This window comes from Nostoc sp. (assembly GCF_036918015.1).
Lineage (GTDB): Bacteria > Cyanobacteriota > Cyanobacteriia > Cyanobacteriales > Nostocaceae > Nostoc.
Map to the genome: position 1 here is coordinate 1 of NZ_JBALEO010000061.1, position 16,820 is coordinate 16,820.

The 16,820-nt window shown below is 42.0% G+C and carries 14 protein-coding genes and 2 pseudogenes; 7 read left to right on the forward strand and 9 right to left on the reverse strand.

The window, feature by feature from the left end; translation table 11 throughout:
* Positions 1-88 precede the first annotated feature (88 nt).
* Entirely contained in the window at positions 89-994 is a 906-nt protein-coding gene (locus tag V7K61_RS14820; RefSeq protein WP_335054136.1) for a CHAT domain-containing protein, read from the forward strand.
* A gap of 22 nt (positions 995-1,016) precedes the next feature.
* Here the strand turns inward: V7K61_RS14820 and V7K61_RS14825 are convergent, their stop codons facing one another.
* Positions 1,017-1,481 carry a DUF29 domain-containing protein gene (locus V7K61_RS14825; protein WP_335054138.1) on the reverse strand — a complete coding sequence of 155 codons (465 nt, stop codon included), beginning with the start codon at positions 1,479-1,481 and terminating at the stop codon, positions 1,017-1,019.
* A gap of 277 nt (positions 1,482-1,758) precedes the next feature.
* Positions 1,759-2,355 (reverse strand): glyoxalase-like domain protein, encoded by a 597-nt coding sequence (locus tag V7K61_RS14830; RefSeq protein ID WP_104909553.1) that lies wholly within the window; start codon positions 2,353-2,355, stop codon positions 1,759-1,761.
* A gap of 196 nt (positions 2,356-2,551) precedes the next feature.
* On the opposite strand from V7K61_RS14830, the gene V7K61_RS14835 reads away from it, so the two are divergent.
* Both V7K61_RS14835 and V7K61_RS14840 read left to right on the forward strand, forming a co-directional pair.
* Positions 2,552-3,175 (forward strand): sigma-70 family RNA polymerase sigma factor, encoded by a 624-nt coding sequence (locus V7K61_RS14835; RefSeq protein ID WP_335054140.1) that lies wholly within the window; start codon positions 2,552-2,554, stop codon positions 3,173-3,175.
* A gap of 104 nt (positions 3,176-3,279) precedes the next feature.
* Entirely contained in the window at positions 3,280-4,359 is a 1,080-nt protein-coding gene (locus tag V7K61_RS14840) for a tetratricopeptide repeat protein (RefSeq protein WP_335054141.1), read from the forward strand.
* 112 nt (positions 4,360-4,471) lie between these two features.
* Here V7K61_RS14840 and V7K61_RS14845 read toward each other — a convergent pair whose 3' ends face one another.
* The 3 genes from V7K61_RS14845 to hisG all read right to left on the reverse strand — a co-directional run bounded on the left by V7K61_RS14845 (position 4,472) and on the right by hisG (position 8,037).
* A complete protein-coding gene (locus V7K61_RS14845) occupies positions 4,472-5,143 on the reverse strand; it encodes a hypothetical protein (RefSeq protein ID WP_335054143.1) in 672 nt (223 codons plus the stop codon).
* Between the two features lie 337 nt (positions 5,144-5,480).
* A complete protein-coding gene (locus tag V7K61_RS14850; protein WP_335054145.1) occupies positions 5,481-6,935 on the reverse strand; it encodes a sensor histidine kinase in 1,455 nt (484 codons plus the stop codon).
* Between the two features lie 457 nt (positions 6,936-7,392).
* Positions 7,393-8,037 (reverse strand): ATP phosphoribosyltransferase, encoded by a 645-nt coding sequence (gene hisG / locus V7K61_RS14855; protein ID WP_099101729.1) that lies wholly within the window; start codon positions 8,035-8,037, stop codon positions 7,393-7,395.
* Positions 8,038-8,113: 76 nt separating this feature from the next.
* Here hisG and rppA point away from each other — a divergent pair, with 76 nt between their 5' ends.
* Both rppA and V7K61_RS14865 read left to right on the forward strand, forming a co-directional pair.
* Positions 8,114-8,812: a two-component system response regulator RppA gene (gene rppA / locus V7K61_RS14860; protein WP_335054157.1), complete on the forward strand. Its 699-nt coding sequence runs from the start codon at positions 8,114-8,116 to the stop codon at positions 8,810-8,812.
* 306 nt (positions 8,813-9,118) lie between these two features.
* Positions 9,119-9,283, forward strand: coding sequence for a hypothetical protein (locus V7K61_RS14865; protein WP_335054147.1), 165 nt, complete (start codon positions 9,119-9,121; stop codon positions 9,281-9,283).
* A 9-nt stretch (positions 9,284-9,292) separates the two neighbouring features.
* Here V7K61_RS14865 and V7K61_RS14870 read toward each other — a convergent pair whose 3' ends face one another.
* On the reverse strand, positions 9,293-10,324 hold the full coding sequence (locus tag V7K61_RS14870; RefSeq protein WP_335054149.1) for a 1-acyl-sn-glycerol-3-phosphate acyltransferase: 1,032 nt from the start codon (positions 10,322-10,324) through the stop codon (positions 9,293-9,295).
* Between the two features lie 442 nt (positions 10,325-10,766).
* Here V7K61_RS14870 and V7K61_RS14875 point away from each other — a divergent pair, with 442 nt between their 5' ends.
* Positions 10,767-11,021 (forward strand): helix-turn-helix domain-containing protein, encoded by a 255-nt coding sequence (locus V7K61_RS14875; protein ID WP_335054151.1) that lies wholly within the window; start codon positions 10,767-10,769, stop codon positions 11,019-11,021.
* Position 11,022: 1 nt separating this feature from the next.
* The gene (locus V7K61_RS14880) at positions 11,023-15,090 is read left to right on the forward strand and encodes a PAS domain S-box protein (protein ID WP_335054153.1); all 4,068 of its coding nucleotides are present in this window, start codon (positions 11,023-11,025) and stop codon (positions 15,088-15,090) included.
* 92 nt (positions 15,091-15,182) lie between these two features.
* Here the strand turns inward: V7K61_RS14880 and V7K61_RS14885 are convergent.
* From V7K61_RS14885 to V7K61_RS14895, 3 genes and pseudogenes are all read right to left on the reverse strand, one after another.
* Positions 15,183-15,305 (reverse strand): annotated as a pseudogene (locus V7K61_RS14885) (ArsC family transcriptional regulator); the annotation flags it as partial.
* A 41-nt stretch (positions 15,306-15,346) separates the two neighbouring features.
* Positions 15,347-16,138 (reverse strand): annotated as a pseudogene (locus tag V7K61_RS14890) (IS110 family transposase).
* 473 nt (positions 16,139-16,611) lie between these two features.
* Positions 16,612-16,820: hypothetical protein (locus V7K61_RS14895; RefSeq protein WP_335054155.1), on the reverse strand; the 209-nt coding region annotated here is incomplete at its 5' end.

Sequence of the window (16,820 nt, forward strand, 5' to 3'; positions counted from 1 at the left end):
ATGATTATCTTTCAAAAAAAATGATAATTAGAGAGAAGTTCTCTTGTTTATACAGAGAACTTTATCTTCTTTTTTTTCAAAATGAGAATTGCTGCAAATTCCCTTGGCTGCTTTGCCTACAGGAGAATATCAGGAATATTTAGGAGATAAATTTCTGATTCGTTACACTCCAAGTTGCCAAATTTTAGAATTTTGTCAACGACGCGAGAATGTAGGGGCATTTAATGAAATATCTCTACAATATGGAACTGTGGAAGATGCCGAAGATAACCTTCCCTGTGCCAGATTTGAAGGCGAAAAACTCGCCCAAATGTACAACATTCCACCAGAAAACAGATTAATTGGCAGCAGTCAAGCCACTTCTAAGAACTATCGACAGTTAGCACAACAAGTTCAAGTACTTCATTCCTGCCACCATGCCCAATCTCGCCTCGATAATCCTTTAGAATCACAGTTAAAATTAGCTGATGGTAGCATCACCTTGGGGCAATTGATGACACCAAGCTGGCGTTTACCTCAACTTGTAGAAGTATTTCTGTCTTGCTGCGAAACTAATTTGGGTATTCCTTCTCTAACTGATGATATTTTTACTCTCTCCACAGGGTTTTTGTGTGCTGGTGCTAGAAGTGTAGTTAGTACTCTGTGGTCAGTCAATGATTTAGCCACAGCATTATTTTCCATTTTTTACTATCAGCAGCGACAAGAAGGTAAAAACCGTCCTGAAGCATTACATAAAGCCCAAATTCAGCTACGAGAATTTACAAAACTAGACCTAAATAAAATATTTCAGGAAGTAGAAGCAAGGGAAAAAGAACTGATAGGAAATAGAAAAAAATATACTTCAGATTCTATCGAATATCAACAGTGGAAGCTTGAATATAATATGTATACTAAATTGAACAGACAAATTAAAAAAATAGAAAACTCTAGTCAGCAATTTCCCTTTTCACATCCTCATTACTGGGCTGCTTTTATTTGCCACGGTTTACGGTGAGAGAATAATAGTATTGGGGTAATTACTCGCCCTGTTCATAAACCTGATTAGAATTTGGTAATAATTTAGGATTCAAAGTTTGGTCTAAAGTGTAGGGACAGATTTCTGGAAAAACATTTTCACCCAACTCAGTTTCTCGAATCGCTAAAGCCAAACCTAGTTCATAAACACTGAAGAAAACTTCATCGAGATAGGGTTTCAAACTAGGGCTATCTTGCAGAAGCAGCTTAATTTGAACACGTTGCTCTCGAATTGTACCCAACCAGCTATTGCTACGTTTTTCAGATTGAAATTGCCATTTTAGTAGATGTCCTAGTAATACTCCCAGCCGATTTCGCAATTCTTGCCGTTCTCTTCTGCCCAAAGTTTCAATTTCTTCAATCAGGTTAAGCGTATCTAATTGTTCCCACTGTTGAGTTTTGAGCAAGCTAACCTGCTTTTGCGTCCAACCATAGAAATCTGTTTCATATAGGTGAGATGTGTACATTTTTTCCACTTTATTTACACCTACAGCATAATTCAGAATTAAGGAGTCAGAATTCAGAAGTAAAACAGGCTTTATACCTGGGTTTGAGACGAATCGTTGTGTACTTCACTTTCCTTGAAATCTGCTGTATCTACTTACCTACCCCTGCGGTAATGCTTGCACCAAAATCCAAAATCCAAAATCTAAAATCCAAAATCTAAAAATAAATATTGGGTTTAGCGATGCCTACGGCGGCAAGCTACGCTAACCCAACCTCAAATAATCTAAAATCTCAGAACTAATTCGCTACCTCAGCCACCTCAATAACTCGCCCTTCATAGTCCTTGACTAAAAAGTTCAGGGGTTTTTGGTTACGAATCTTCAATTTCAAACCGCGCGTTTCGACTCGCATTAAAATCATTTCCAGGCAGTCGTGGTCAAAACAAACATGGCGTTGCTGATTTTTGCTACCTAAACTCGCGCCAGTAATAACGTGTAGCTGGGTGTTTTTCTTCAATTGATACCACAGCCCATCGTTGGCGTTATTCATCATTTTGCTAGACAAGCTTGGCCCAGTAGACATATATAACGGATCGATGCCAGTTGCGCCTATAGTTTGTTCGTAGTTGTAGTAGTAGTGCAATGGCACCTCAGCTGCTGGCAAATCTAGCAGCCCTTCATACAACTGTCGGGCAATCTCCAAATCTGACACCATTACAGTGTGTACTTTTGGGGCACTGGTGAGAAACATCCACATGGCACCAGCGTAAGCTGCTAGCAGCATCACCATAATGCCTTGGGTGGAGAACAGGCTATCTAAGGGCAGGGAAGGCAGAAAGGAGCCTAAAGTAAGGGGACTGAGCAGGAACGATATGACACTAACTGCTATAACCATGAACAAATAAGGATTCTTTAAGAGAGTTGATTTTATGATTGTCGATTAAGACTAAAATTAAGTCCTTGTTTCTAGTTTATCAATACTCAAGTAGTCTGAGTCTCATCTACAAACTGAGCAACACCAAGATATTATGCGATTAACTAGGGGAGTGCAATTCCCAAAACTATTTTAACAACTATCAACTCCAAGACTTGTGCAAATTCCTCATTTTCCCGAAGCTAATCACCCACTGGTGAAGTCGCTGTTTTATCACAGTGACCATGAACTACTGACTCTGTTTCAGCGCTATCCAGATGCCGGAAAGTACTTTACGGTGATTTTTTGCCGCTATAGCCCCATAGTCTACACCTTAATTCGGCATTCGGCGCGATCGCCTGTGCAGGCAGATTATCTGTTTGCCCTCACCTGGCGACATATTTATTACGAACTCGGTGGACTAAAGTTAACTGACTCTGAATCAGGTGAGGAAGCTTTAACCATGCAGAATTGGTTAATTAATATGACAGCTTTCTGTATAAATGAGATTAAACTACCACCCACAGAAGCAATTCATTATTCTCTGCAAGCAACTTCACCGCCGCTATGGTGCTATGTACAACAGGCGTTAGACCAACTACCGCCAGTTTTACGATTAATTGTATTAATGGCTCAAACTTTCCACTGGAGTGAAACTAGAATCGCTGCTTATCTACAAGCTGAAGGAGAAGCGATCGCTCCTCATGAAGTAGCCAATTTCCTCCAGGAAGGCTATCGTATGCTAGAGGACAAATTGCCCACAGATATCCGCGCCATATACTTTGGGGAAGATTTAGCTTAATCAACACCTAAGTAGAAATGCGTATATTAATTGTCTTCAATTTTAAAACTTAAAACTTCTTCTTAGACCTTCTACTTAAACCCGCAACTTTACGGGTAATTTTTATGAAACAACGGCTTGTATTTCCCTGCCAAAAGGTAGGCTTAATTTGTGTAGGTGCGATTTCTCGTCCCCAGGTACTTTTACACAGCTTTTTACTGTTTGCTTTTGTGCTGAGTCCTGTAGCGGGTGCGGTTGATATTTCCGAACAACTCCATCGCCCTTTAAATAATTCCGTTGGGCGAGAATCAAGAGATGAAGCAGACAGCTTGCTGCGTATTGGTCAACAAGAATACACTTCAGGATATGCCGACAAAACAATTGCGTCGTGTTTGCGAGCATTAGAACTATATCATTCCATTGGCGACCTGAAAGCACAAGGTCTGACGTACAATTTGCTTGCGAAGGCTTATGTGCAGCTTGGTAGTTCCAAAGAGGCAGAAGATGCTTTCAGAAGAGGATTAGCGATCGCTCGTGATACTAAAGACTTTCAATCTCAGATTTTTGTACTGAATAATATCGGTACATTTCTGCTGCAAAAAGGCGAATTTGCTGCTGCTGGTAAAACAGTTGAAGATGCACTCACAATTGCTCACGGGGTCAAAAATATTGAAGGTGAAGGACTGTCTTTGAGTAATTTGGGTTTAGTAAGTGCCAGGTTGGGAGATTATAACAAGGCGATTAAACTTTACGAAAATGCTTTAACTTTCCGCCGTCAGACTGGCGATGCCATCGGTGAAGCAAATACCTTGAATAACTTAGGAGATGCTTATTTAGCATCTGGAAATTATCAAGATACCATTGCTACTTATGGTGAAGCAATGCGAACAGCTAAAACCAACCGCGATCGCACTAATCAATTACGGGCAATCGATGGTTTAGTTACGGCTCACACTGCTGTAGGACGTTACGAACGCGCCTTTGACTTACTAGAGCAACGTTTAGCACTCGCGAAAGAATTGCAAAATTTACGTGAAGAATTAAAATCTTTTGAATCTTATGCCCAGTTATATAAGCAACAAGGTAATTACCTAACTGCCCGCAATTTTTACGAAAGGGCAATTATACTGGCGCGGACATTGCAAGACAGCAGGCAAGAAGTGCAATTGCGGGATCAATTAACTAAAATGCTTCAGCGAAAGTAGCAGTCAATTTAACGTTAAAAGGGCGGTTGGAAACCGCGTCTACACAGGCAAAACCCACCTACGTGGGTTATAAAAGTAGCCGCGAATTACCTTCGCCCTAGCTCTAAATTAATTAATTCAAGAACACTGAACCGTTTCGTTCAATTCTCATCGCACTTCTGCCCTGTGTTGCATTGGTGGCTTCCTTAAATGTAACTTCCAAGCTTCCTGGTTCTGAAGAACCTTGTGGAGTCACTATTAACTGTCCGCCATCTTGTCGTTCAAATGTTACTGTTACTGGTGCTTTTAAAGCTTGCAGTGTTACATCTGACTTACCTTCTAGCGATCGCGGTGCTGTATCGCCAATCACTTGGAAAGTTATCTTAGCCGCAGTATCATTCACTAACTTGATATTCACCATACCATTAGTGAGTGCGATCGTCGCACTAGGGGCTTGCCGTGGTTCTACCAGTGGTTGTTGGTCATTGGAAACCGTAGGTGGTGAAGGTTCTTGAGTGCGATCGCCAGGAATTGGGCGTGGTGTTCTAGCACCTGGTTGTGGTGGTATAGGAGACACTTGTCCCTCAGCCGGCGGAACTGGGCGAGGTGGTATGACACCTGATTCCGGTGATACAGGGGACTGAGAGCGGTTGTAGGGTGGTTCGCTAAAAATACTAGGGCTTGGGTTAACCTTGACAGTAGATTCTTGTGCTAATGCTTGAGGAATTGCTGGCAGACTAATTAGCAATCCCCCACAAAGAGCGCCAAATAACTTGCTAGACTTGCGAAAATTTTGAGACTTCATATTTGTTCTTGACTCCTAGAAAAACTTAAATTTTTTTTCTTACTAAAGATTTCTCCAGCCGGAAATTAAATTAGGTTTTATCGGTCGTTCAGTACATCTAAACATTTAACAAACTACTCGATTTATCGCATCTAGCTAAGGATACGGAAATAATCTAAACAACTTGAAATATTTCATTCTCAAGATTTACAATCTTAACCATTGTCATTAAGCACATTTTTGTAACAGTCGAATTCAATATACCGCTAGAAAATAAGTTTATTCGCTAAAAATTAAAGTCCAATTGAATAGAGTAAAATCTTACATCTATCACAGGAAAGAAAAATTTATTAGCAAATTAAGACTCAAGAGTTATTGGTAAAGTGATAGTAAAGGTAGTGCCAATGCCTTGGGTACTTTCAACTTGAATATGACCGTGATGATGTTCGACAATAGCTTGAGCGATCGCTAATCCCAATCCTGAACCTGTAGCGCTGGCTGTCGCTGTATTCCCCGTCCTATGAGTACGTGCCGGATCTACTCGATAAAAGCGATCGAACAAGCGTGGTAGTGCTTCCGCTGGAATTCCAACTCCGGTATCACTCACCTTAACTTGCAACTGGGCACTGGTGTTACGTAGTCCAGAAACACGATTTATTCCTTCTATCCGCGCCAATTCCACTTTCACTCGTCCGCCTGCTGGAGTGTAATGCAAAGCGTTAGCAATTAAATTTGTGAACAGCCGCACCAATTGATCCCAATTACCTACAAGAGTAAACCAATTTTCCAGTAATTCGGGGCTAGTTTCAGAGATAGGAGGATCAACTAAGTCTAGAAAAAGGGTGATTTCTTTCTCAGGGACTAACAATTGTTGTTCTTCAACCACCTCTATTAGCAAAGCGTCCAACGGACAAGCTGAAAAAGTATCTTTGCTAATACCACTATCCTGTCGTGCTAGAAAGAGTAAGTCATTTACTAACTTACCCAAACGCTGCGTTAACCGTTCCACCACCTTTAACTGTTGTCGATATTGCAAAGAACTAGTCGTTTCTGTCTCTGCTAAATCCAAGTCAGCAAGCGCAACTTGCACATTAGTTTGAATCAAAGTGATCGGACTTCTAAGTTCGTGGGAAGCATCAGCAGTGAATTGTTTAAGACGTTGATAAGATTCACCTACCGGTTCCATCGCTTTACCCGAAAGAAACCAACCACTTGCGCCTACCGAAAGCACCATTAACCCAATACCTAAAGCCAAATCAAAAATTAATTGGCGACTAGGTTTAGTAACTTCAAACCAGGGATGACTAACGCGCAGATATCCTAATACTTGGTGTCTCACTTCTACTCGTTCGGTGACTTGTCGCAATAAGAGTGGGGAGTTAGGAATTTTAAATTTTAAATTTTCACTCTCTCTCTTGACTACGCGCACAGTTTCACCAGTGCGATTGGCACGAATCGGAATATTTAGGGGTTCAGATAGCGTTGACCAAAGTAATTTACCAGTTGGACTAAACCATTCTAGGTCAATGTGGTCATCTTCTACAGTGTCGGTACGATCGCCAAAACTGGCTTCTACATTAATGCGAAATTTATCTGCATCAGCATTAATTGGCTCAAATATGAGCGTAGATGCACAGCCACTCGTTGTCAAGCAACGCTCCACTATTTCCACTACATGGTTAAGGGTGTCATCAATCCGCTCAATCAGTGTACTGCGGACGTATAAATAAACGCCACTGGCAAACAGTAGTAGTAATACAGCAGTGACGGCAGTGTACCAAATTGCAAGACGGCGGCGAGTAGCTTGAAACATATTTCCACCTACTTGGTGTTAAGAATAATTGGAAAGTGCTTTTTATTATTAACAATTTTGCTCAAAACAACACTAGTTAAATTGTTTGCGATCGCAAACAATTTAACGCTCAAAAAAATAATATAAATATAACTTTGATTCAATTTGCTGAGGGGTTCAAGAAAAAAAATAATCTTTGTATACCGTGAGTTTCTACGCGTCTTATGCAACAAAAGATAAGGGCTTTTAAAACCTAGTTTTTAACCAAAAGTTATACCAATTTGAAAAAAATGCAACAAATAGACCATTTGTAGAGACGCGATTCATCGCGTCTTCCCAAGGATGTGTTGCAATCATTAATTGAATTGGTATAACAATTGAGTATTTTTTATCTGCAAGTCACTTGAATACGAGACGCTGTACAAACGATTCGTGCAGCGTTAGTTAGGAACGAGCATCTGGAGAAGCGTACATGATATTAAACCTCTACCAAAACGGCCTCGCGCAGCTTGCTAATCACATCACTCAGATTACCTGTATTCAGGCGGTAACTCAGAGGATGAGCAATCAACCGCGCCGTGCTTTGATACAGACTCGCAATTTCAATCAAACCATTTTCGCTCAAAGTCCGCCCTGTAGAAACCAAATCTACGATCGCTTCTGACATACCAGTAATTGGGCCTAGCTCTACTGAACCATACAATGGCACTATTTCCACAGGTAAATCCAGACTATGGAAATATTCACGAGCGCAATTGACATATTTTGAAGCAACTCTACCATGCGGTGGTAAATCTAAAGGCGATCGGTAAGCACTTGATGCTTTTACCGCCACTGACATCCGACAATGACCAAACTGCAAATCTACCAAGTGGGCAACTTGCGGCTGCTTCTCCCGCAGCACATCGTAACCAACAACCCCTAGTTGTGCTTGACCATATTCCACATAAACAGGCACATCTTGCGCCCGCACCAGTAAAGCTTTCGCAACTCCCTTAGTGTCAGGAATTTGAAGTTGGCGAGTTCCTGAATCTAAAAAAGCACTAAAATCTAATCCGACAGCTTGTAGCAAGCGGATGCTATTTTTAAGTAGTTCCCCTTTTGGCAATGCAACAGTCAGCATTTTTTTTATTGGTATCCTTAGCGTCTTGGCAGTTGAATAATATTGAGAATATCTCTATATGCTTACCACAAGCAGCATGAGAATTTTATTAGTTGATGATGAAGTTGAACTAACTCAACCCTTGAGCCGCTTGTTAACTCGTGAGGGTTATACCGTAGATGCCGTTTATGATGGGACATCTGGCAGCGAACTTGCACAGGCAGGCAGTTATGACCTACTTATTTTAGATTGGATGCTACCAGGAAAAACGGGGTTAGAGATTTGTCAGGAATTGCGACGCCAAAGCAAAACTACTCCCGTATTGTTTCTCACAGCTAAAGATACTCTTGATGACCGGGTACAAGGTTTAGATGCTGGTGCGGACGACTATTTGGTTAAACCTTTTGAACTGCGGGAGTTATTAGCGAGAGTCCGTGCTTTATTGCGTCGTTCCGGTTCTCAAATTTATGAAACCACCACCGGACGTTTAACCGTAGCTGATTTAGAACTCGATTGTGAAAATCAAGTAGCCTATCGCCAAGGACGAATCATTGAGCTATCGCAAAAAGAAAGCCAGTTGTTGCAATATTTTATGGAACACACTGGACAACTTCTGACTCATGCTCAGATTATGCAAAATTTGTGGCAAGAGTCAGAACAACCCAGTAGCAATGTGATAGCGGCATTAATTCGTTTGCTGCGCCGTAAGATTGAGGTAGGTAAAGAAACTACGCTGATTCACACAGTCTACGGCAAAGGTTATCGTTTCGGTGCTTCCTCAGTGGAGTTAGTTTAGCGGCCTGTTTCGACTCACAAAGATTTGGTAAATTGTTTAGGAGAATGCCTATATTTTGCCGCTGATTGATAAGTTTTGCTTAAGCTGTGGTAACGACGACATCAGTATTTGCCGCAAATAGATAAGCATTGGTAACGAAACAGGTTGTGTTGCTAACGAAACAGGTTGTGTTGGTAACGAAACAGGTTGTGTTGGTAACGAAACAAGTTGTGTTGGTAACGAAACAAGTTGTGTTGCTAACAAACGGACAAACTGTGGTAGAAACAATAACTTCATTCCTAACAACACGTTAATACAGCATTACCAATGTTTTCAACGATTTTCTTTATTATTGGCTTAGGCAACAGTATAGTGGCGATCGCACTCACAACAGCCATCAGCGTCCCAGGTTCTATAAATGCACTACAAACTTACAGCAGCTTTCATTTAATTGAACCACATCGTAAACCTGTTGTAATCAACAAATTTTAGCTTGTAGTATTAAGATTTACCCAAAAATTGATTAATTTGAAGTTGCAGTTTTTCTCGTAATTGTTGCGCCTGTTGATAAGCTGCTGCACGCCCTTTCTTTGAGTGGTTATTCAATTCTGCTGGTTGCAAAGGGCTAATAAAGTAACGCAAACGAGTTCTCATTGCCCAAACTCCCATTGAGGGAAACAGAAGTAAGGCAAACATCAAAGGCGACAAAGGTAAGAATGGTAGTTTGACTAGTCGTTGTAACTTGGTGAAATTAACAGCCCAAGGATGCAGAGATTCACTGCCGATGCAAACTACTGGCAGAATCGGAATATGATAGCGATCGCTCAACTGAATAAAGCTCACATCAAACTTTTCTAGTTGATAGCGTTTTCTCCAACCTTTCAAAGGGCCGCGAATACCTTCGGGCGCATATAAGAGAATTTTACCTTGAGCGAGTGCGCCCTCAAAATCATCTAATTCGGCTCGCACACCACCTAAAACCTGCGACCATTGGGATGGTAGCCACCAAATCACCCAAGGATGCTCAAATAATGCTGGATTTGCTATGGGTTGTACTACCCATCCTTTGGCTTCACTTAATAAATAAGCCAAGGTTAAAAAGTCCCAAGGAAAACACATTCCGGCATGATTCATTGCCACAATCAATGGCCCTGTTGGCGGCAAGTTTTCAACTTGTTGCAACTCTCCCCGAAAATAGTATTTAACGATGGGGGCTAGAATTTCTTTGCCAAAAGCTTGTTGATATTTAGGATCGAATTCACCAACTTCTTTTCGAGGTGAACGAAAACCCAGACGCAACCAGCGACTCAGCAATGCTAGATAAAATCCACCAGGAATTAAAAATAATCCATATTCTAGCCAATTCCAACCATCTGGATCTGGGTGATAGTGCTGCCAATGGCGATTGAATAAAATTAGCCACCCTGGAGGATACCAAAGACAAAACCAATCAAACCAGTTAAATATATAGCCTTCACCTGGTGCATTCTCTTGTTGACTGTTTAATAAGTTTTCGGAGTGTTGATTAATCAAAACAGTTAAAGATTAGGATTAGGCAAAAGTTTTATCGAACAGAATTCAGGAGTCAGGAGTCAGAATTCAGCAATGAATTCTGTAACTCCTGAATTCTGACTTCTGAATTCTTCTTCAACAAGCTCAAAATTAACTTTATATATAACAACTTAATTGAGATATGAATCATGAAAGTGTGACGCACTACCAATTGTTTGGCTGTGTGCGATCGCTAGTAATTATTTAGTTAAATGCCTTAGATAATACTATCCTGCTATCCTATACTAGGCAAAACTTAATGTTTATTTTATATATACCTTCTACAGCAAACAGTAAGCCGTGAAGACTGATAACTGAATCTTGATGTTTCGCCAAAAGATGCAATTGATAACCACTAATGATTATTTAAATTCTTCCTCAAGCTGGAGACGAATGGCGAGACATCTGTCTTACTCTTCCTACTATGGAACTAAGAAAGCCACTCAAAATTTCAGATTTAATCCGCGAACTTCGGCAGCAGCTCGATCTCTCTCAAGAAAAGTTTGCAGCTAAGTTAGGAGTTTCCCTACGCACAATCAATCGCTGGGAGAACGGATCTACAGTGCCTTCACAGATGGCACTCAAGCTGATTAAAGAAATGTTAGAGAAGATGGGCGAAGCTGGCAAAAGATTAGTGAACGAGTATCTCCCAAAATCGGAGCAACGGGAGGACTCTTAAGATGATGGTGAAAGTACCTGAAAAATTTTTGATGATGCGTTCTCGGTTCATAGCTTTTAATGTAATGATTTTGGCAGTCATAACGGCACTGCTGTTGACAAAAGTGTTACTGCCAGTTTTCGATCCGAGCGTATTTACACTATTTTATGCTGCTGTGGCAGTCAGCGCCTGGTATGGCGGTATGAGACTTGCAGTACTTGCGATCGCTTTATCTGTGACAACTGCGCTCTATTTTTTGATCGATCCAGTCTACTCCTTCGATTTCCTCAGCCTGAAAGTTCTGGTACGATTAACCACATTCTCACTAGTATCCTTCTTAATTACTGCGCTCTCTTCAGAGTTGCGAACTGCTAGATGCAAAGCAGAGACAAGTCTCAAGTTGTTGCAAAATAGCGAAATGCGGTTTAGCCGACTGGCAGAATCCAACATCATTGGGGTAATTGTAACTGATATGAACAACGGCTTCATTATCGAAGCCAATGATGCTTTTCTGAAGATGATCGGCTATACGCGAGAAGATTTCTCTGCTAACCAAATCAACTGGCGCAAGATTACCCCACCGGAGTATCTTCTTTTGAGCGAACATTCAGTGGAAGAAGTGAAAACTACTGGAATATGTAAGCCTTTTGAAAAAGAATACATTCGTAAAGATGGCGATCGCATTTCTGTTCTGCTCGGTTCTGTGATGCTGGGAGATACTCAAGAAACGGTCATTGCCTTTGTTGTTGATTTGAGCCAACAGCAAGCTGCGCTACGCGATCGCAAACAAGCAGAAGCGGCATTACAGCAAGCCAATCAGCGGAACACACGCACTCTAGAGAACATGAGTGATGCATTTATTACTCTAGACCGGGACTGGCGAATCATCTACCAAAATGCCGAAGCAGAGCGAATTAACGGTAAACCCCGGACAGAGGTCATTGGTAAGTTGCACTGGGAGGAGTGGCCCATATCATTAGGTACGAATGTAGAGCGTCAGTACCGACGGGCAATGGCAGAGCAAATTCCCGTCCATTTCGAGCATCACTACTCCTTACCACCCAAGTATGACTTGTGGCTGGAGATTCACGCCTACCCTAGTGAAGATGGTCTTGACATTTTCTTCCGCGACATCAGCCAACGCAAACAAGTAGAACAAACTTTGCGACAGAAAGAGGAACGTCTGAAGTTAGCGAACGAACGGTTTGAGTTAGCAGCATCTGCGGTCAACTGTCTGATTTATGACTGGAATATAGAACAGGATAGCGTTGAAAGAACCGAGGGGTTAACCCGAATTTTGGGCTATTCCCTCCCAGAAGCTGAAGCAACTGGTAATTGGTGGTGTAAGCTTGTCCATCCAGAAGATTTGCCAAGGGTACAAGAGGCGATACTTGCTTTGGTAAATAGCGATCGCTATGCTGCCGAATACCGAATTCGCAACAAAAACAATCAGTATATCTATGTATTAGATCAAGGGATAGTGGTGCAACGGGATGCAGATGGAAACCCGTTACGTTTAGTTGGCAGCACTACAGATATCAGCAAACGCAAACAGGCAGAGAAGGCAGTCCAAGCAAGTGAGGAACGGCTCAGGAGTTTTGTGAAAGCGAATATAGTTGGCATTCTCTTTGGTGATGTGAATGGTAGCATCACTGAAGCCAACGACGAGTTTTTGCGAATTGTCGGCTATACCCAAGAGGATATCCAAGCAGGTAGATTAAGCTGGGCTGATATCACGCCATCTGAGTATCAATATTTAGATGAACTGGCTATCGCCGAAGCAATCGCGAAGGGAACCTGTACTCCTTACGAGAAGGAATTTATTCGCAAAGATGGTTCCAGCGTCCCAGTTGTAGTTGGCTACTCCCTTTTAGGAGAATCTCGGCATAAATCAGTCGCATTCATTCTGGATATTAGCGATCTCAAACAAGTTAAAAAAGCACTGAGTCAGAGCCAAGAGCAATTTCAAGCTTTTATGGACAATATTCCCGCCGCTGCATGGATTACAAATGCAGACGGACGTGTACTTTACCTCAGTCCAACTTATTTCAGCACATTCAATGTGCCAACAAATAAGGCGATCAATAAAAACATTTTTGACCTATACCCAGTCCAAATTGCTCAACCCCTCCTCGATAACATTAGAATAGTTGCCGAGACTAATCAGGTTATTCAAACGATTGAGTCTGTCCCACGCACAGATAGCACCCTTGGCGAATTTTTGGTCTATAAGTTTCCCATTGCCGATGCCTCTGGCCAACGCCTGGTAGGAGGGGTTGCAATTGACATTACCGAACGCGAACGTGCCCTTCGCGAACGTCAGCTTGCAGAACAAGCCTTACAAGAACGCAGTGAAAGACTTAAACTGCTTTCGGAAACGACCAGTGATTTGCTTTCAACCGAGCGCCCTTTGGATCTAATGAACAGCTTGTTTAGCAAACTCTCGGCGCAAATGGATTTGCATTGTTACTTTCACTATTTAATCGAGACACATGAAAACAAGCAGAAACTCCGGTTAGTAGCTTGGAACGGTATTACTGATGAAGTATTTCAAGCAATTGAATACCTGGAATTTAATCAAGGTATATGCGGACTAGTGGTGCAAGAACGCCGTCAAATCGTCGTCAATAATGTGCCGCACTCTACCCATTCTCATGCCCACATTCTCCATGCTTTAGGAATTACAGCCTATGCAGGTCAACCGTTAATTGCTCAAGGAAAGCTGCTTGGTGTCCTCTCCTTTGCCAGTCGCACCCGTACCCATTTTACTTCTGGGGAAATAGCTCTATTACAAGCAACCTCCGATCAGGTGGCGGTTGCTCTAGAACGCGCTCAGTTGATGGCTTCGTTGCAGCGACGGAAAGAAGAATTAATCCAAGCTAACCGAATCAAAGATGAGTTTTTGGCGGTGCTTTCCCACGAACTTCGCACACCGCTAAACCCGATTTTGGGATGGTCGAAATTACTGCAAACGAAAAAGTATGATGAAGCAACCACTACTCGCGCTCTCGAAACCATTGAGCGCAATGCCAAGCTGCAAACCCAATTAATCGAAGATTTACTGGATGTCTCTCGCATTCTCCAAGGTAAGCTGAGTCTGAATATTGCTTCTGTAAATCTAGAAACTGCGATCGCCGCAGCAATAGAAACTGTACGTCTAGCCGCTGAAGCCAAATCTATCAATTTGCGATTTACGATTTTAGATTTTGGATTAGACACTTCTCAAATAAATTTAGACTCTATCGATTTTAATAAGCAACCTAACAATTTAAAATACCAAACTTCAAATTCTAAATTTTTAGTCAGAGGTGATTCCAGTCGCTTGCAGCAAGTTATCTGGAATCTAGTTTCCAATGCTATTAAGTTTACACCCCAAGGTGGAGAGATAGAAATCAGTTTAGAGTCTGTTGCTTCTCAGGTTCAATTGCGAGTCAGTGATACAGGTAAGGGAATTAGCCCTGACTTTTTACCATTCGTCTTTGACTACTTTCGACAAGCTGATGGCGCAACCACTAGAAAATTCGGCGGACTGGGCTTAGGATTAGCTATTGTTCGTCACATTGTCGAGCTACATGGCGGCACAGTTAAAGCAGAAAGTTTGGGTGAAGAACAGGGAGCAACCTTTACAGTCATGCTACCGTTAATCGAGGTCGATCTAAATAGCCATCAGATAGCCTCTCAAACCGATGATTTGCCCAATTTCAAGGGGTTGAAAGTCCTGCTTGTGGATGATGAGCGGGATACACGAGAGTTAATTGCTTTCATTTTGGAGCAATCTGGCGCGGTAGTAATCCAGGCTGCATCTGCGATGGAAGCACTACGAATTATGCCTCAGTTCCAGCCAAATCTGCTGTTAAGCGACATTGGAATGCCAGAAGTAGACGGCTATATGCTGATTCGTCAAATTAGAGCTATGTCACCAGAACTTGGAGGGGAAATTCCTGCGATCGCCCTTACAGCCTATGCTGGTGAGGTTGATTATCAACAGGCAATTGCCGCCGGATTTGGGCAGCATATCACCAAACCAGTGGAGCCAGCTAAGTTACTTCGTGCGATCGCTAACCTAATTTATAGTTGTAGCAATTGTTAATTAAGTCTCTTAATTAAGTAGGACTTACGCAAGAACTCTCTGAAACTCTTATTTCTCCGTTCCCTCTGCGTCCTCTGCGGTTAGATTTTCCGTTACCTATGCGTAAGTCGTGTTAAGTTTACAACTCGTTCCTTAACTTCATCTCGAATGCGGCGAAAAGTTTCAATTGATTGCCCTGCGGGGTCATCAAGCTGCAAATCTTTAAACACATCTCTATTACGGGTAAAATCTGCCAAATATTTCTCTAATCCCTCTTCTAAGAAACCAGATTTGCTGAGGGTTGAGGAATAAGTTCAAAACCAAAAGCCTGGGCTTTTTTGTGGAGATTATTAACCATTCGCTCTCGGTAACGCTGCTCATAATAATCCATGCCAGGATCGGTATAATCTCCACCTGATGTCCAAAGTTTGTAAAAAATGCGGGCAATTTTATGAGCGGTAGCAGTAATAGCTTTAGGAGAGCCAAGCCGAGAACGTAAGCGGCGATAAAATGCACCCAAAGCAGAATTACTTTTTCCGGCAGTTTGTGCTGCCATGCGGAAAGCATTGGCGGCGCGGTTGACTACAGGACGAGTCTGAGAAGTCTTAATTTTGCCACCAGTGATGCGGCTGCCAGGGCAAAGACCAAGCCAAGAAGTAAAGTGTTTGACTGTGGGGAACCGACTGGGATCTAAACCAACTTCAGAAAGAATGATTTGTAGCAGCCATTGGCAGTCTAAAACATCTGTTTTGCGACCAGGTAGAGTTTTGACGTGGTGAGCATTGACCAGCTTGACCTCAAAGCCACGAGTCTCCAAAATTTGAAACAATGGAATCCAGTACACACCTGTTGATTCCATTGCCACAGTCTCAACTCCAGACTCAGTTAACCAATCAGCGATCGCTTACAAATCAGCCGTGTAACAACCAAAACGTCTCACACATTCGTTGGCACGTCCTGATGGCACACATACCCAATGATTTTGGGCACCAATATCAATACCAGCAGCATTTGGGTGAATCGGAGAAAGCTTAGATGCTTGATTGGGAGATTGCCGTTTTTTCGCCATTTTGGTTCTCCTAGTCTCAAATTTTCTCAAAATTGAGAGTGTGTCCTGACCCAGGTTGACGGAATTATACAGTCTTCTAAACGGGATAGCGTCTAAGCGCTTCACCAATGCCATTGCCGTCACAACCTAGAACCACGCTTTTGTACGGGCGAAGAACACCATTGAGGGAGCGGTCTTAACTGTCAAGACACAATTTTAATATAAACTTTTTTCGGAGATATCTATTGGTTTCTTTCATCCATTGCGGACATAGCCTCGTCCGTCAACCGCTTTTGTCACTCTCGGAAAACAATAAGTTGTTCGGCATCTAGTTTTACAAGACAATCTAATACAGGAAACGTTTTCTGGCGCTAAATTATCAAATTTAAATGCGCGACAGCTTAATCTCAGCCAAATTCTGAGACTTTGATTTAATCCAGGTTTGAGGCTTTATTTTCTAACAGAGACTAAAATTTATAGACAAAAAGTAGAAATTAAAGACCCGTAACCGTTTGAGCGATTGGATTCTCCCAAAGTGACAGAAGAGGGAATAGATTAGCCAAGAAGTTTAAAAAACAAAAAGACCCGCGCTTTCTTAGCATGGGGCTTTTTGTATGAATTATAAAACCTGGCATCGAGCTATTTTTGCGTAGGGCTACCCCTAAACTATCGTTGCCGCAGCAGCGTTTCACCTCTGAGTTCG

Bases quoted from the DNA above. Each gene is read 5' to 3' on its own strand.
- V7K61_RS14825 (WP_335054138.1), bottom strand. From the start codon at position 1,481: ATGTACACATCTCACCTATATGAAACAGATTTCTATGGTTGGACGCAA.
- V7K61_RS14830 (WP_104909553.1), bottom strand. From the start codon at position 2,355: ATGGTTATAGCAGTTAGTGTCATATCGTTCCTGCTCAGTCCCCTTACT.
- V7K61_RS14840 (WP_335054141.1), top strand. From the start codon at position 3,280: ATGAAACAACGGCTTGTATTTCCCTGCCAAAAGGTAGGCTTAATTTGT.
- V7K61_RS14845 (WP_335054143.1), bottom strand. From the start codon at position 5,143: ATGAAGTCTCAAAATTTTCGCAAGTCTAGCAAGTTATTTGGCGCTCTT.
- V7K61_RS14850 (WP_335054145.1), bottom strand. From the start codon at position 6,935: ATGTTTCAAGCTACTCGCCGCCGTCTTGCAATTTGGTACACTGCCGTC.
- hisG (WP_099101729.1), bottom strand. From the start codon at position 8,037: ATGCTGACTGTTGCATTGCCAAAAGGGGAACTACTTAAAAATAGCATC.
- rppA (WP_335054157.1), top strand. From the start codon at position 8,114: ATGAGAATTTTATTAGTTGATGATGAAGTTGAACTAACTCAACCCTTG.
- V7K61_RS14865 (WP_335054147.1), top strand. From the start codon at position 9,119: ATGTTTTCAACGATTTTCTTTATTATTGGCTTAGGCAACAGTATAGTG.
- V7K61_RS14875 (WP_335054151.1), top strand. From the start codon at position 10,767: ATGGAACTAAGAAAGCCACTCAAAATTTCAGATTTAATCCGCGAACTT.
- V7K61_RS14880 (WP_335054153.1), top strand. From the start codon at position 11,023: ATGATGGTGAAAGTACCTGAAAAATTTTTGATGATGCGTTCTCGGTTC.